Genomic DNA, 14,683 nt, shown 5'->3' with positions numbered 1-14,683 from the left:
GGCACGTAGCGTGGAGATATGGGACGAATTCTACTGATCGTGGCGGCCGTGGTGCTCGCCTTCCTCCTGCTCGGCTCGCTCCTGGGCTTTCTCTTCGGCCTGCTCAAGTGGGCCCTGATCATCGGCCTGGTCGCCGTGGTGGTCATGTTCGTGGCCAGGCTCTTGCGCTCCTCCGGCGTCGGCGGCTGACGCGCGCGGTGTCACGAGGGCCGGCCCCCGCCCGCGACCACGCGGCAGAGCTCGCGGTACCGGGCGGCCAGGGCCCGGGGCCGGGGGCGGGCCGCGTCCGGCGGGGCTCCTACCAGCGGCGGCGTTCCGTCCCCAGGCCCAGGGCCCTGGCCACCTCGCCGATGTTGTGGAACTCCCCGTCGGGCAGGTCGCGCAGGCTCGTCACGAGGCTGTCGGGGGCCATCTTCGCGTCGGCGTGCTCCAGAAGGTCGTCGCGGTCCGCGGGCCACCGGGCGTCGCTCAGCCATTTGGCGAGGGAGCTGCGGCGCTCGACGTCCGCGGGGGTGATCCCCCGTGGCGTGCCCGGCTCGTGCCCCGGTGGATATCTCCTGGGCGTCGTCTCCTCGTCGGCGTCCCGGAGCGGCTCGGGCTCCAGCCACTCCTCGGCATGGGTCGGGCCGCCGCCCCGGACCGCGCCCTCCACCTCGTGCTTCTGCCTCTCGTCCACGCGCGGGCCGTGCTTGGCGCTGCCACGTTCAGCGTTCATGCCCCCACCTTCCGAAATGTCAAGAAATGGGTTGTCATGAGGTGGCCGTACCCATTTCGGCGATCCCAAACTCCGGCCGACCGTCCGACATAAGCGGGATATGTCCTGAAATGTCGGGGAGAAGACTAGGTGGGGCGTCCGTGTCGGCCCCCGTCCGGCAGCTCTCGATTCCGACGATCCCGCCGCCCGAGGGTGACGGCCGTCGAGGAGGTACTGATGGCGATCGCGACGATCAATCCGGCCACCGGTGAGACTCTGAAGACCTTCGAACCGTTCGGCGAGCACGAGGTGGAGGAGCGGCTCGTGCTCGCCGCCGCCGAGTTCGGGACCTACCGGGGCACCGACCTCAAACAGCGGGCGGCCTGGATGCGGAGCACCGCCGACCTGCTGGAGGGCGAGCGGGAGGAGGTGGCGCGGCTGGTGACCACCGAGATGGGCAAGACGCTGGCCGCCGCCCGCGCCGAGACCGCCAAATGCGTGCTCGGGATGCGCCACTACGCCGACCACGCCGAGGAACTGCTCGCCGACGAGGTGGCCGACGCGATGGTCGTGGGCGCGCGGCGGGCCTACGCGCGCTACCAGCCGCTGGGACCGGTGCTCGCGGTGATGCCGTGGAACTTCCCGCTCTGGCAGGTGGTCCGGTTCGCCGCGCCGGCGCTGATGGCCGGCAACGTGGGACTGCTCAAGCACGCGTCGAACGTGCCGCAGACCGCGCTCTACCTGGGTGAGCTGTTCACCCGGGGAGGCTTCCCCCCGGGATGCTTCCAGACCCTGCTGATCGGGTCCGCGCGGGTCGAGCCCGTACTGCGCGACAGCCGGGTGGTCGCGGTCACCCTGACCGGCTCCGAGGCCGCGGGCCGGGCGGTCGCCTCCATCGCGGGCGGCGAGATCAAGAAGACCGTCCTGGAGCTGGGCGGCTCCGACCCCTACATCGTGATGCCGTCCGCCGATCTCGACGCCGCCGTCTCCACCGCGGTCACCGCGAGGGTGCAGAACAACGGCCAGTCCTGTATCGCGGCCAAGCGGTTCATCGTGCACGCCGACGTGTACGACGACTTCGCCGAACGCTTCGTGGCCCGGATGGAGGAGCTGCGGGTGGGCGACCCGATGGACGAGTCGACCGACGTGGGGCCGCTCGCCACCGAGCAGGGGCTCGACGACGTGGAACGGCTGGTGGCCGACGCGGCCGGGCGCGGCGCGCGGGTGCTGTGCGGAGGGGTGAGCCCGGACAGGCCGGGCTGGTTCTACGAGCCGACCGTGCTCACCGACATCACCCCGGAGATGCGGGTGTTCGACGAGGAGGTGTTCGGCCCGGTGGCCTCGCTGTACCGGGTCGGGGACATCGACGAGGCGCTCGCCCTGGCCAACATCACCCCGTTCGGGCTCGGCTCCAACGTCTGGACCGCCGACGAGGTGGAGCGGGAGCGTCTCATCACCGACCTGGCGGCCGGAATGGTCTTCGTCAACGGCATGGTCGTCTCATATCCCCAGCTGCCGTTCGGCGGTGTCAAGAACTCGGGGTACGGCCGGGAGCTGGCCGCGCACGGCATCCGCGAGTTCTGCAACGTCAAGACCGTCTGGGTCGGCTGACGCCCCGCCGGCCTACCTGACCTTGACGTGCCCCACCGGCAGGTGGTCGCCCAGATGCGGATCGTCGCAGGCGGCCTCCGCCGTGTCGTGTGGAAACTCGTGCTCTTCATTGAGGAGCAGTGACAGTCCCGGAGCGTCCTTGACGAAGCGCAGGGTCTTCTCCAGGCAGACGATCGAGCCCAGGTCGTGCCGGTTGACGAAGCGGATGTCGTCGGCCAGAGCCTTCATGATGAGCAGACCGCGGCCGTGCTCGGACGTGGGGGAGGGCGGGCGTGCCCCGGAGAAGTCGAAGCCCTTCCCCGCGTCCACCACCTTGATCACACAACGGTCGTGGAAAAGCTCGGTACTCACCATGTAGTCGTCGCTCGGGGCGGCGTGCTGTATCACGTTCGAACACGCCTCAGAGAGCATGAGCTGGATGTCCTCACGGATCTGGGGTTCCACCCCCAGCGTGCGGAGCGACGCATCCAGCAGTTGCCTAATGACGGGAACACTCGCGGCGTCACGCGGCAGGCGCAACGCGATCGTGGCCTCCACAGTCCCTCCTTCACAGCTGACCTCTAGAGCCTTGCCCTGCCTGGCCCGTCCTAATCGAACGGGAGGAGGTCGTGTCCGGACGCGGGCCCGGCGGATATCGGATGATCACGGTACGGATCGGGCCGATCATGGCGCGGGACCGGTGGATCCCGGTGCGGGACCCGAGCGGACAAGGGGCCGGGAGCGGCGGGCGCCTACTCCGCGAACGCGTCCACGGCGGCCTGGTCGAACGCCTTGAGGTCGTCGGGCATCCGGCTGGTGATCAGGGTGCCGGGGCCCGAGGTACAGACCACGACCTCCCTGTCCTCCCAGCGCGCCCCGGCGTTGCGCAGGTCGGTCTTGAGGCTCGGCCAGGAGGTGACCGTCCGGCCGCGGACCACGTCTGCCTCGACCAGGATCCAGGGCCCGTGGCAGATGGACGCGACGGGCTTGCCCGCCTCGAAGAAGTCCTTCACGAACCGGACGGCGTCCGGCACGGTCCGCAGGATGTCCGGGTTGGCGACGCCGCCGGGCAGTACCAGCCCGTCGAAGTCGGCCGCGGAGACCTCGTCGACCGTCGCGTCCACCGGGAAGCGGTCGGCCCTGTCGAGGTGGTGAAACGCCTGGATCTCACCGGGCCGCGTGGAGATCAGCCTCGGGGTGCCTCCCGCCTGCCGGACGGCCTGCCAGGGCTCGGTGAGCTCGACCTGCTCAACCCCCTCCGGGGCGACAAGGAAGGCGATCGTCTTGTCGTTGAGCATGATTTTCCCTCTCTGACGTGTGGTTCTGCCTGTCAGGGGGCGGTCATGCCCACGCTACGGGAATCCATGTGGGAGGTGTCGATTCCGGGGCGAATCTTGCGCCTGCGCAGACCCGAGGCGATGAGCCTGGCGAGGAGCTCGCGCGAGGGCACGGCCTCCGCGCCCAGCGAGACCGCCCGCTGGTAGACGGTCTCGGGAACGTCGTAGTGATCGCGGTCGAACGCCCGGCGCGGCACGTCCAGCAGGGCCGCGAAGGCGTGCAGCTCCTCGGTCGAGTCGTCGCTGACCAGGTGGGACCAGAGCAGGCCGCGGGGACCCGGCCAGTTCGGCGGGTCGATGAGGACGCTCACCGGTGCAGGAGTTCGAGCGCGACCTCCAGGGCGGCGGCCCGGCGCTCGTCGTCGGGGATCGCCTCGTCCCTGAGGACGAACCAGGAGGCGTGCAGGGCGAACAGGGCCATCGAGTTCCGCAGCCGGGTGGTCGCCGGGTCGTCCGGCTCGACGAGGAAGGTGAGCAGGTCGAACATCTGGTCGCGGACCCTCTCCATCACCGGGTGGCTCTTCAACGCGGTCTGGTTGCGCTCGAAGAACCGCATGATCTCGTGGTGCCGGCCTCGGTGCAGGCCGTCGGAGTAGCGGCGGAGCAGCTCGCGGCGGGTCTCCTCGGAGGGGGGCTGGGTCGCGGCCCAGGCGATCAGCTCCTCGACCGCGTGCAGCCGGTTCTCCGTCAGGCTGGTGACGATCTCGTCCTTGCTCTTGAAGTGGTAGTAGAGGGCGGCCTTGGTCACGCCGAGGGCCTCCGCGATCTCACGCAGGGAGGTCGCCTCGTAGCCCTGCTCGGCGAAGAGCTCCAGGGCGATCTCCTGGATACGCGTCCGGGTGTCGACGTTTTCCCTCATGGTCCCCTCTGCCGGGAAATCAACTTGGCGGGTGATACGTAGCGGTCCTACCTTTCAGCATAGTCGAAACTGGCCGGTCGGCCAGTAAGTAAGATCGTTTCTTGAAGGACGGCGGAGGCGGACGGTGGAGGCCACTCAGGCCGCGGCCGTGCCGGCGAGGCGGCGCGAGGTCACGACGGTGCCGCCGGCCGTCCTCGCCGAGGAGATCCCGCCGCGTGGTGCCGCCGAGCGGTCCGGCGACGTCGAGACCCCGGCCCCGGGCCGGGCAAGTCGTGACCCAGTGGAATCCAAGTCCCCCCGGACAGACTGGGCGACATGGAAACAACCGCTACCGCCGCCGGATATGTCACCCGGCGGCCCCTGCCCGAAGACGCCGCCGACATCCACGAGCTGATCTCCCTCTGCGACACGCAGGTGATCGGCAAGGCGGACATGACCCTGGACGACGTCACCGACCAGCTGAACGAGCCGTCCTTCGACAGGGAGGCCGACGGCTGGGTCGTCCACGACGGGACGGGACGCCTGGTCGGCTGGGCCTGGGCCTGCCGCAAGGGCGTCGGCGACAACGTGGACATCGACGTGGTCGTGCATCCCGGCGCCGCGGGACTCACCGGCCACCTGTGGGACACCGTGATCGAGCGGTCCGGCCGGATCGCGGCCGAGCTCGGTCACGACGCGGCCGTGGTCGACGTCGGCCTGTACCGGGAGGACAGCGGCAAGCGCGCCATCGTCTCCGCCCGGGGGTTCACGGCCGCGACCAGCTTCATCCGGCTCCTTGCCGACCACGGGGCGCGGGTCCCGGAGCCCGATCCGCTGCCCGGCCTCTCGATCCACCACGGGGACACCGAGGAGGTCCGCCGTCAGGGGCACGCCGTCCAGCAGGCCGGTTTCGCCGAGCACTTCGGGTTCAGCCCGGTGGGTTACGACGAGTGGTACGCCGACCTCGACTCCTCGGCCAGCACCGACTGGGCACAGCTGGCGGTCGCCCGCGTCGACGGCGAACCGGCGGCGATGCTGCTGGGGACCAACGCCTTCGCCGGGGACGAGAACTGTGGCTACGTGCGCCGGCTGGCCGTCCTGCCGGGGTTCAGGGGGCGTGGACTCGGCCGGTTCATGCTCCGCAAGGCGTTCGCCGCCGACGCCCGGCGCGGCAGGGCCGGCACCTACCTCCACGTTGACGCCAACAACAGCACGCCCGCGCTGGACCTCTACCTGTCGGTGGGCATGCGCCAGGTGCTGGCCATCGACGTCTGGCGCCGCGAGGTCTGACCCTCTCCGGCGCCCAGGGGGCCGGCCGGCGGCGGATCCGCCGGTAAAACCGCCGGCGAACCCACCCGCGAACCTATCGGTGAGCCGGGACCACCCGGTGTTTGGCGAGGTGGGCCAGGACGGACTGGTTGGCCTCCCAGCCGTCGGGGAACCTCACCGGCACACCGAGCTGGACCGGCTCGGCCGACGGATGGGCGTCCAGCAGTTCGGGGATGCCGGCCCTGGCGACCACGACGCAGGCGTGCCGGTGGCGCGAGGTCAGCACGCACAACCGCCCCGACTCCAGGTGGAAGGCGGTGGCGTCGCGGCGCCCCGACAGCGGGTGGAGCACGATCGTCACGTCGTACTCCCGCCCCTGGAGCCGGTTGGCCGTGTCCACCGTGATCTCCTCCGGCACCCCGGCGGCGCGGATCGCGGCGACCTGGTCGCGGTGCGCGGCGCCGATGGCGATCCGGCCGGCCGTCACCCGGTGGCTGCCGCGCTCGGAGTGCGCCACCGGCGCCCGCTGCAGCAGCCGTACCGCCAGCACCGCCACCGCCTGCACGGCTTCGGCGTCGGTGCGCACGGTGTGACGGCTCGGCAGCTCGTACAGCGCCCAGCCCGAGGCGGCGGCCTCCTCCAGAGCCCGGTCGTAAGAGGTCCGCATGCCGTCCACCGTCAGCTCCAGCGACCGGTCGCCGTGTCCCGTCCCGGACCGGAACCCGGTGAACGGGTAGAACGCCTCGGAGACCACCGGCGCCGCGGAGGCGGGCAGCCGCCAGGACACCGGCAGCCGGTGCACCGGCAGGTCCGGGTTGTGCCGCAGCAGCACCGAGACCGCGCTCTGCACCGGATCCCACGACAGTCCCGCCCAGCGGTCGCCGTCCACCACCGAGAACGGGTCGAGCTGGCCGGGGTCCCCCACGAACAGCGACCGCTCGAACAGCGAGGCGATGCGCAGCAGCTTGTCCGACCGCATCTGGTACGCCTCGTCCACGATCGCCCACGGCCAGGTCCGGTCGCCGACCCAGGCCCACTTGTCGGCGGTGGCGACCACCACGGCGGGGTCTCCGAGATCGGGCAGCCTGCCCGCCACCGAGACGTTGGAGTGGGCCAGCACGCGGCCGGGCGTGAGGTAACCGCTCGCCGACAGGCGGCCGATCGTCAGGTCGGGATGCCCGGCCGCCAGCCGGTCCACCAGGTCGTCGACCTGCTCGTTGGTCTGCGCGACGATCATCAGCGGCTCGCCGGTCCCGGCGATGTGCCCCGCCGCCCTGACCACCAGGGTGGACTTGCCCGCCCCGGGCGGCGAGTCCACCACCACGCCCCGGTGGCGGGGCAGGTCGGCCATGACCGCGTCGACGACCGCCGCCGCCTCCTGCCCCGGTGTGACGCCGCCGCCCGGATGAACGCTCACGACCACTCCTCCTGCGCGTCCTCGTCGCCGGGCACGTACTCCTGCGGCGGCCCGCCGTGGGTCCACGGCGTCTGCTCGGGGTCGGGGAGCGCCGCCGAGGACTGGAACTCGTCGGTCAGCGAGGTGTAGGTGACCCGCTCGCCCGGCTCGGGCACCGAGCCGGGCGCCGGCGACCTGCCCCGGCCCATCCCCTTGACGACCTTCAACGTGATCTCGCCCGCCGAGGCCCCGACGATCTCGGCCGCGTGCCCGCGCCGGTCGGGGCTGCCGACGGTGGTGCCCGGTGCCAGCCGTACCGGGTCGGCGGTCCGAACCGTGATCAGCGGCCGTGGCCTCCGTGAGCGCCCCTCGCCCTCGGTGTGCTCGGGGTCGGCGGCGGTCACCGTCCCGGCGAACGCCTCGCCGCTCAGCCGGTACTCGGCCATGACCAGCGGATCGTCGTAGGCCCGCTGCACGTCGTAGCCCGTCCGCGCCCGCTCCAGCCCAGCCAGCCGCGCGGCGGCGCCGACCGCGCCGTCCCGGCGCGCCTGGGGCGGCCCGCCCTCGGCGATCCGCTCGGCGAACCGGGTGAACGACCCCCGGTCGGTCTCCCAGCGGTCGCGCACCCGAGCCCCCTCCGGCAGGGCGCGCAGCACCTCGGCCGCCCGCCACATCAGCCGCCAGGTCGGTTCGAGCTGGGTGCGCAGCGCCTGGGCGACGCGCTCCACGGCGCGTTCGGTGGGCGCCTCCTCGTAGGCCCGGATCGCCGGGCCGAGCACCTCGTTGTCGAAACCCGGATCGGTGGCGGGCCCGGCGGGAGGCCAGAGCAGCGGATCCTCCCCCTCCTCGGCGGCTCGCCGCCCCGTCGTCCCCGGCGGAGGGTCGATCCATCCGAGCAGCGCCGCCAGGTTGGCGTCCTCCAGGCCGCTCTGACCCGTCGCCCAGTGCAGGCTCAGCGCCTCGGTCGCCGTCAGCAGCAGGCAGGAACCCGGCTGCTGCGACCGGTCGGCGAAATAGGTCAGCCAGCGGCCGAGCAGCGGCACGGACGGGTGCACCGGATGGGGGCCGTCGGCCCTGCGGAACCGGGTGGAGCGGCCCAGCAACCCGAGAAAGCCCGCGGCGGGCCGGTTCGGCACCAGGATCTGCGGCGCCTCCAGGCACCGCTCGTACGGCTCGCCGCCCCTCCTCTCGACCGTCTCGGTGGTCTTCCCGAACCCCTCGATGTACGGCAGCAGCACCTCGGCCAGCTCGGCGGCGAAGGAGAACCTCAGGTCCCGGTCGCGCGGCTGGGGAACCACGAGCAGCCGGGGATGACCGGGGTCGGTGCCCACCACGGCCCCCAGCGGGGCGGCGGCCTCACCGGCGAGCCCGAGCGGGACGATCACCATCGGGTTCGGGGCGAGGTGACAGTGCCGGACGGTCGTGACGGGCTGCGCGACCCCGTCCCTGACGGCCCGCAGTCGCGCCAGCGCGGTCAGCGCGCTCAACGGAGACACTCCTCGCGCAGCCGGTCGGCCGTGCGGAGCAGGCGGGCGATCTCCTCCTGCCCCTCGGCGGCCTCCAGGGTGCCCTCGGCGATGCCGAGCGCCTCGGCCATGCCGGAGACGCCGCCGAGCTGGTCGCGGACCTGGCGGCCGAGCAGGTCGGTGGAGCCGGCCTCGCGGGCCTCGTCGCGGCAGAACACGCACATGTCACAGGTGGACAGGCAGTCGGGCGCGTAGCGGGCGGGCACCCGGTACAGCGCCTCGGCCAGCTCCCCGGCGGGCCGGGTCGGCACGCCGTCGCCGTCCGGGGCCAGGTCGAAGGTGAGCCCCTCGGGGAGCCCCTCAAGCAGGTGGTCCACCCGGGTCATCCGGGCGAGCTGCCGTTTGAGCACCGCCAGCTGCCTGCGCACGTCCACCGGCGTGACCACCGGCCGGTTGGCGAAGTTCTCCGGGCAGACGAGCAGCACCTCGTGCGAGACGCGCCCGGGGTCGTGCCCCAGGTCGGCCAGGAGCGCGCGCAGCGCCAGCACGTAGACCGCGGCCTGCCTGGCCGCCGCCGAGACCTTCCCGGGCTCGGCCTGGCCGTCGATCACCGCGAACGACTTGATCTCCACGATGTGGAAGCGCTCACCGAGCTGGAAGGCCACGACGTCGGGCTCAAGGTAGGAGGTGTGCCCGGCGATCTTCAGGCTGAGGAGCGGATGGTCGTAGAAGACGGCCGTCCCCTCGCCCGCCCGCGCGGCCCGGTCGATCAGCGCCCGGGTGTGGGAGTGGCGCAGGTGGGAGCCGACGCTCTCCACGTCCTGGTAGCCGACCTGGGCGACGGGCAGCCCGAGCAGCTCGCGCAGCAGCCGCAGCAGCTCGGCGCAGCCGTTCTCCTTGACCAGCGCCTCGAACACGTTCCCCCGGGCGATCGCGAACTGCGACCGGCCGAAGGGGGCGGGGAAGCCGAGGTGCCGGGCCGTACGGTCCTTGTCCACCCCCGCGGCGTCCATCAGCGCGCGGCGGGCGCAACCGGGGTTGGCGGCCAGCGCCGCGATGGCGCGGGCGTCGTGCGGGCACGCGGGCACCGGCCCGCGCAGTTCGTCCAGCCTGTTCACCGAACACCTCCGCCGGGGCGGGCGGTGTGCCGCCCGCCGTTCAACAGGCACCTCTCAGCGTGCTCAGCGCGGCGGCGCCGAACAGCCGCTCCACGTCCGGCAGCCTGCTGCCCATCCGCTCCGCCACCTCGGCCCGCTGTTCGGCGTCGGTGGCGCGGTGCACCTCCAGCTCGGCTCGGGCAGCGCGGATCGCGGTCGCCGGATCGGCGGGGACGAGACCCTCGACGGCGCCGGGGATGTTCTGCGCCATCCGTGACAGCAGCCGCAGCGCGCCGGGCGGGGGGTCGGCCAGCCGGGTCAGGTGCTCGGCGATGCGCATGGTCGAGGTGAGGAAGTCGACGCGCGGGCTCAGCGGCCCGAGCACCCGCCGCTCGGGCGCCCAGGTGCTGTCGGCCAGCAGCCCCCTGGCGGGGGAGAGCCGGTCGGTCAGCGCGGCGCACAGATAGTACGGCCGGGCGTAGGGGGCGCTGCGGAAGGAGCGCTCCTCGTCCCTGCGCAGGCTGGTGAGCTGGGAGCCGCGCAGTGTGCGGGAGAAGAGCGCGTCGTTCACCGCCACGATCAGCTTGGCCGCGGTCGGCACGCCCAGCAGGGCCAGCGCCTGGTGCGCCTGTTCCCTGATGGGCAGCAGCGACGTCCCGGGTCCGGAGGGGGGTGGCGCGGGCTCCTCGGCGGTGATGGCCGTGTCCCACGCCTGCTCGGCCCGGCGCAGCTCCCCGCGTAGCGATCGGGCGAGTGAGTTCTCCCTCACCCTGAGCGCCCGGCGCACCTCGGCGCGGAGTTCGGCTATCCGCCGCTCCAGCGCGTCCAGTGATTCACTCACGGCCCGGAGCGTAACAGGAGTTCCCCCGGTCTCCCTTGAATTCCAGCGAATTCCAGCATTAAAGTGCGAGCTATGGTGTGGTAATGGGCGGACAAAAGGGGCATTTAATGCGGAACCTATCGCAAGGACGGGCCGTTCACCTCCTCGACGTCGAGAACCTCGTGGGAGCCGCGCGTCCCGCCACCGGAGTCGTCCGGACCATGATGAGCCGCTACCGCGAACGGGTCCCCACCGGGGGCATGGACCAGTACGTCGCCGCGGTCAATCACGGAGCCATGGTCTCCGTCGGCCTGGCCCTGGCCGGCATCCAGCTCCTGGTCCGCTCGGGCCCCGACGGAGCCGACCACGCCCTGATCGAGGTGATCCGCCTGGACCGCCTCGCCGACCGGTTCGAACGCGTGGTCATCGGCTCGGGGGACGGCACGTTCACCGAGTTCGCGGGCCGGCTGGCCGGGGTCGGCGTCCAGGTCGTGGTGGTCTCCCGTCCCGGCGCGCTCAACCACCGGCTGCGCCGTACGGCAGGTCAGGTCATCCCGCTGGACCTGGCCGCCTGACCACCGGGCAGGGTCGCCCCAGCCGCCCCGGCGGCCCCGGATCGCTGCCCGGCGGACGGGCTCCGGCTGAGACTCTCCATGATCATCAGCCCTACCCCCGCCAGCAGCAGGATCACGAAGGCCACCGCCACCGCGACGAACACCCGGGTGTTCGACGGGCCGGAAACACCCGGGGCGGCCCTCGCCGGCGACCGGGTCTCCCCGAGCCCCCGCAGGTTCGGAGAGGTCGCGTGCGCGCGCACCGGCTCCCCGCCCGCCATGAGGTGACCGGGCGGCATGCCGTACGGCGGGGGCGGGGCGAGGGGGGCGGCAGCGGCCGGGTGGGGCGTGGGAGAGACGGGACGCACGGAGACCTGCCTGACCCCCCGGTCCAGATGGAGATCCGTGAGAGCGTCCCTGAGCGCCGCCACGGACGGGGTGCGCCGCGCCGGATCGGTCGCCATGGCCTGGCGGAGCACGGCCGTCAGCTCCGGCGGCACACCCGGGATCTCCGGGACCGGCAGGCGGTGCAGGGCCATGATGACGGCGATGTTGACCACCCCGCTCTCCGGGAACCTCGGCGGGCGGCCCGACAGCAGCGCGTAGAGCGTGGCCGCCAGCGAGTAGACGTCCCCGGCGGCGGCCGGATCGGTCAGGTCGAACGCCTCGGGCGGCGCGTAGGCCGGGGTCAGCGACTCGCGGGTCACCGAGACCTCCCCGCCCGACGACGGCATGGTCGCCAGGCCGAAGTCGGAGAGCACCACGTTGCCGTACCGGTTGATCAGGATGTTGGCCGGCTTGATGTCGCGGTGCAGCACCCCCGCGGCGTGCGCGGCCGACAGCGCGTCCGCGATCCGGATGCCGATGTCCGCCACCTCGGCGGGCGGCAACCGCCCCTCGGCCCGCATCCGGTCCAGCAGCGACCCGCCGGGACAGAGCTCCAGCACCATGTACGGCCGGCCGTCGGCGAGCACCCCGGCGTCGTAGACGTGGGCGACGTGCGGATGGCCGGAAAGAGCCCCGGCCGAGGTGACCTCGCGCATGAAACGGCGCCGGTCGCGCTCCGAGACCAGCACCCGATTGTCGACCTTGAGGGCGACCTCGCGCTCCACCGCCAGTTGCCTGGCCCGGTAGACGATCCCGAAACCGCCCTGGCCGAGCACGCCGGACACCTCGTAGCCCGGTACCGTCAAGGCACTCGCCTCGGTCACCCGCCACCTCCTGACGACCGGCAGGTTACCGGAGTTTCACCTCCATTCCGGTTGCGCGTGCCTCCACCCCTCCGAGGAGGGCCGGCACCGTCACCCCGGCCCGCGGTCGCACCAGATCCGCCAGCAGCGCGTCCCACCGGGCGCCGACGGCGTCCAGGCCGTATCCTGAGGCGGTGCGCACCGCGTTGCGGCCGAGCCCGGCCCGCAGCTCGCGGTCCTCGATTAGCCGGCAGACGGCCTCGGCGAGAGCCACCGGCCGCTGCGGGCGCACGAGCAGGCCGTCGTGCCCGTGGGTAATGATCTCCCCGGGACCGTGCGGGCAGTCGAAGCTCACCACCGGCACCCCCTTGCTCATCGCCTCCAGGATCGTCATGCCGAAGCCCTCATAACGCGAGCTGACCACGTAGATCGACGACTTGGCCAGCTCGACGCCGATCTCCGGAGAGCTGCCCATCAGCAACACCCTGTCGGCCAGGCCCGCGTCCTCGATCCTCGCGCGAAGCCGCCGCTCGGCCTTCTCCGTGCCGCCGCCGTAGACGCGCAGCACCCAGTCCGGGTGCGCCGCCGCGACGTGCTCCCACGCCGTGACCAGCCGGTCGAACCCCTTGGCGCGCACCAGCCTGCCGATGGCGACCACACACCTCTCCTCCAGCGCCGAGACGCCTCCCGCCAGGTCGGGCACGGCATTGGGGATGCGCAGCAGCCGTCGCGGCGGGTCCGCCCGCAGAGCCTCGGCGTACTGGTCGAGATCGGCCCGGGTGAGCGTGACGAACGCGTCCAGCCTGCCGTACCGTCGCCTGATGAGACGTCGGACCTCGGGGGAGTGGACGTCGAGTGCCACGTGCTCCTGGCCGATCGTCAGGACGTCCGGAGGCGCCAGCAGCGCGGTGACCAGGTTGAACCCGGGTCGGGTGGAGATCAGCACACCGCCGCGCAGCGACCGCAGGAAGGCGGCCAGCCGCAGGTCGGTCCAGAGCGTGAGCGAATGGTAGACATTCTCCTGCTTCGGGACCAGCACACTCGGCAGCCGTGACAGCAGCCGGGCGATCCAGCCGCGCGGCCGGGTCCTGTCGTCCAGGAACGACACCCGCACCCCCTCCGGGATGGGGAAGAACGGCTCCTCCGCGGCCCGGACGACGGACACGATCTCCACATCTCGCTCGCGTGCCAGATACCCCGCGAGGTTGAGCACGGTCCGGATGGTGCCGCCCATCCCATAGGCGTGCTGCAGCAGGATCCTGACCGTCGCGGTATCCGGTGCGGACGCGCGGCGGGCCCGTCTCCCGTTGACCGCCTTCAACAGCCGTAACACCGCGCGCCTGGCCGCGTCACCGGCCGTGTCGCGCGCCTTCGCCGACAGCGTGCCCCGCCTCTTCTCCGGCCTTCTTCCCGATTTCCCCGACTTCTCTTCCGGCAACTTCGGAGCCCCCCGCTCAATTGGTTTCCCGCCGTACGGCGTGCCTCGCACCCGCCGGCTTCCCCTGCCCCGCGAACACGCGGGATATCCCGCCGTCAGGATGTGAACACCGTCGCCCGCCACCCACTCCGGCGCACATCGCGCCAGGTCTCGCTGGGAGACCCGGCGCCACCCGTGATCCTGCGGCGGAGACCGGGAACCACCGGTTCACGGTTCGCCGAAACCCCTGTCGGCGTTCACCTCCTTCTTGGGATTTTCCGGACTCCACGATCTGCTCGATATAAAGGAATGTAGAAAACCCGCTGACGGTATTGTCCTTAAACAGCGGACAATGGCGTCGGCGGCCCTCGGCGTTTTTCAGCGGCTTCGACGGTTCACGGCGGGGGGTGGGGACGCGAGCCGGGGTGTCGGCCGGGCGGGGTGAGACCACGCGGGAGGCCGGGGAGAGGGGGTTCCGGGCGATACCGATCCGGTGCGCGTCCAGGTGCGCCGGTCTGGGTCGGGGGCCTGGGCGGTGGTCGCCGCCGGGCTCGCGGTCCCCGAGGTTCCGGCCCGGTATTCGACTTCAGACGCTCCGGCATCCCTCGCGGACATGGCATAAGAGGTGCCTTATCCGCTGGAGCCCGACAGTCTGCGGTGCGTGCGGGCGCAAGGATGTCTCCTACCGGGGGTGGTTGATTTGACGAGGCGGAGCGCCGTCCATAAAGTTCACCCAACCTGGTGGAACCGGCGTCGTAGCCGAGGGCCCCGGGGACTCCTCCAATCAAAATTCCCACACCGGGATCTCTGTGTCCCGGTGAGGTTCGATTCGACATGGATCGGGCGTCGGAGTAAATTAGAGGGGTTGCTCCGGAGACGGAGGAGCGAAAATTCGAGCAGGGTTCGCCGGGTCGAGTCAATTTGACTCGGGAAGGCGGGCCTGAAAGAATAAAGGCACAACGAAGCGAACGAAACGCCCTGGGAGCTCCGGCCGGTTGGCTGGGTGACCGGTGAA

The 14,683-nt window shown here is 71.8% G+C and carries 15 protein-coding genes; 4 read left to right on the top strand and 11 right to left on the bottom strand.

Translation table 11 applies throughout. From position 1 onward, the window contains the following. Window positions 1–18 precede the first annotated feature (18 nt). Window positions 19–189, top strand: coding sequence for a hypothetical protein (locus tag ABZ194_RS27635; protein ID WP_355599944.1), 171 nt, complete (start codon window positions 19–21; stop codon window positions 187–189). A 109-nt stretch (window positions 190–298) separates the two neighbouring features. Here the strand turns inward: ABZ194_RS27635 and ABZ194_RS27630 are convergent, their stop codons facing one another. Then, window positions 299–715: a DUF2795 domain-containing protein gene (locus ABZ194_RS27630; RefSeq protein WP_355599943.1), complete on the bottom strand. Its 417-nt coding sequence runs from the start codon at window positions 713–715 to the stop codon at window positions 299–301. 216 nt (window positions 716–931) lie between these two features. Between ABZ194_RS27630 and ABZ194_RS27625 the strand changes: the two genes are divergently transcribed. Further along, on the top strand, window positions 932–2,305 hold the full coding sequence (locus ABZ194_RS27625; protein WP_355599942.1) for an NADP-dependent succinic semialdehyde dehydrogenase: 1,374 nt from the start codon (window positions 932–934) through the stop codon (window positions 2,303–2,305). 12 nt (window positions 2,306–2,317) lie between these two features. On the opposite strand, the gene ABZ194_RS27620 is transcribed toward ABZ194_RS27625, so the two are convergent. From ABZ194_RS27620 to ABZ194_RS27605, 4 genes are all read right to left on the bottom strand, one after another. After that, the gene (locus ABZ194_RS27620; RefSeq protein ID WP_355599941.1) at window positions 2,318–2,842 is read right to left on the bottom strand and encodes an ATP-binding protein; all 525 of its coding nucleotides are present in this window, start codon (window positions 2,840–2,842) and stop codon (window positions 2,318–2,320) included. Window positions 2,843–3,036: 194 nt separating this feature from the next. Further along, a complete protein-coding gene (locus ABZ194_RS27615) occupies window positions 3,037–3,582 on the bottom strand; it encodes a type 1 glutamine amidotransferase domain-containing protein (RefSeq protein ID WP_355599940.1) in 546 nt (181 codons plus the stop codon). 32 nt (window positions 3,583–3,614) lie between these two features. After that, window positions 3,615–3,932 carry a DUF4031 domain-containing protein gene (locus ABZ194_RS27610; RefSeq protein ID WP_355599939.1) on the bottom strand — a complete coding sequence of 106 codons (318 nt, stop codon included), beginning with the start codon at window positions 3,930–3,932 and terminating at the stop codon, window positions 3,615–3,617. Beyond that, window positions 3,929–4,480: a helix-turn-helix domain-containing protein gene (locus tag ABZ194_RS27605; RefSeq protein WP_355599938.1), complete on the bottom strand. Its 552-nt coding sequence runs from the start codon at window positions 4,478–4,480 to the stop codon at window positions 3,929–3,931. Before ABZ194_RS27605 ends, ABZ194_RS27610 begins: the two co-directional genes overlap by 4 nt. A gap of 315 nt (window positions 4,481–4,795) precedes the next feature. Here ABZ194_RS27605 and ABZ194_RS27600 point away from each other — a divergent pair, with 315 nt between their 5' ends. Next, entirely contained in the window at window positions 4,796–5,749 is a 954-nt protein-coding gene (locus ABZ194_RS27600; RefSeq protein WP_355599937.1) for a GNAT family N-acetyltransferase, read from the top strand. A gap of 73 nt (window positions 5,750–5,822) precedes the next feature. On the opposite strand, the gene ABZ194_RS27595 is transcribed toward ABZ194_RS27600, so the two are convergent. From ABZ194_RS27595 to ABZ194_RS27580, 4 genes are read right to left on the bottom strand one after another with little or no spacing between them, the layout of a single operon-like run. Continuing rightward, window positions 5,823–7,145: an AAA family ATPase gene (locus ABZ194_RS27595; RefSeq protein WP_355599936.1), complete on the bottom strand. Its 1,323-nt coding sequence runs from the start codon at window positions 7,143–7,145 to the stop codon at window positions 5,823–5,825. After that, a complete protein-coding gene (locus ABZ194_RS27590) occupies window positions 7,142–8,620 on the bottom strand; it encodes a hypothetical protein (protein ID WP_355599935.1) in 1,479 nt (492 codons plus the stop codon). Before ABZ194_RS27590 ends, ABZ194_RS27595 begins: the two co-directional genes overlap by 4 nt. Beyond that, window positions 8,608–9,708 (bottom strand): hypothetical protein, encoded by a 1,101-nt coding sequence (locus ABZ194_RS27585; protein WP_355599934.1) that lies wholly within the window; start codon window positions 9,706–9,708, stop codon window positions 8,608–8,610. The genes ABZ194_RS27590 and ABZ194_RS27585 overlap by 13 nt, the downstream gene beginning before the upstream one ends. Window positions 9,709–9,748: 40 nt before the next feature. Further along, window positions 9,749–10,528: a hypothetical protein gene (locus tag ABZ194_RS27580; RefSeq protein WP_355599933.1), complete on the bottom strand. Its 780-nt coding sequence runs from the start codon at window positions 10,526–10,528 to the stop codon at window positions 9,749–9,751. Between the two features lie 107 nt (window positions 10,529–10,635). On the opposite strand from ABZ194_RS27580, the gene ABZ194_RS27575 reads away from it, so the two are divergent. After that, window positions 10,636–11,082, top strand: coding sequence for a hypothetical protein (locus tag ABZ194_RS27575; protein WP_355599932.1), 447 nt, complete (start codon window positions 10,636–10,638; stop codon window positions 11,080–11,082). Here ABZ194_RS27575 and ABZ194_RS27570 read toward each other — a convergent pair. Continuing rightward, window positions 11,052–12,272: a serine/threonine-protein kinase gene (locus ABZ194_RS27570; protein ID WP_355599931.1), complete on the bottom strand. Its 1,221-nt coding sequence runs from the start codon at window positions 12,270–12,272 to the stop codon at window positions 11,052–11,054. The two genes, ABZ194_RS27575 and ABZ194_RS27570, sit on opposite strands and share 31 nt — an antisense overlap. A 25-nt stretch (window positions 12,273–12,297) precedes the next feature. Continuing rightward, a complete protein-coding gene (locus ABZ194_RS27565; protein ID WP_355599930.1) occupies window positions 12,298–13,689 on the bottom strand; it encodes a glycosyltransferase family 4 protein in 1,392 nt (463 codons plus the stop codon). Window positions 13,690–14,683: the final 994 nt, after the last annotated feature.

Source organism: Streptosporangium sp. NPDC006007 (assembly GCF_040614315.1).
Lineage (GTDB): Bacteria > Actinomycetota > Actinomycetes > Streptosporangiales > Streptosporangiaceae > Streptosporangium.
Note: the sequence above shows the minus strand (reverse complement) of the source record. Positions and strands in the feature narration are given on the sequence as shown.

Excerpts from the sequence above, each read along its gene's own strand:
- ABZ194_RS27635 (WP_355599944.1), top strand. The coding sequence starts at position 19 with ATGGGACGAATTCTACTGATCGTGGCGGCCGTGGTGCTCGCCTTCCTC.
- ABZ194_RS27630 (WP_355599943.1), bottom strand. The coding sequence starts at position 715 with ATGAACGCTGAACGTGGCAGCGCCAAGCACGGCCCGCGCGTGGACGAG.
- ABZ194_RS27625 (WP_355599942.1), top strand. The coding sequence starts at position 932 with ATGGCGATCGCGACGATCAATCCGGCCACCGGTGAGACTCTGAAGACC.
- ABZ194_RS27615 (WP_355599940.1), bottom strand. The coding sequence starts at position 3,582 with ATGCTCAACGACAAGACGATCGCCTTCCTTGTCGCCCCGGAGGGGGTT.
- ABZ194_RS27605 (WP_355599938.1), bottom strand. The coding sequence starts at position 4,480 with ATGAGGGAAAACGTCGACACCCGGACGCGTATCCAGGAGATCGCCCTG.
- ABZ194_RS27600 (WP_355599937.1), top strand. The coding sequence starts at position 4,796 with ATGGAAACAACCGCTACCGCCGCCGGATATGTCACCCGGCGGCCCCTG.
- ABZ194_RS27575 (WP_355599932.1), top strand. The coding sequence starts at position 10,636 with ATGCGGAACCTATCGCAAGGACGGGCCGTTCACCTCCTCGACGTCGAG.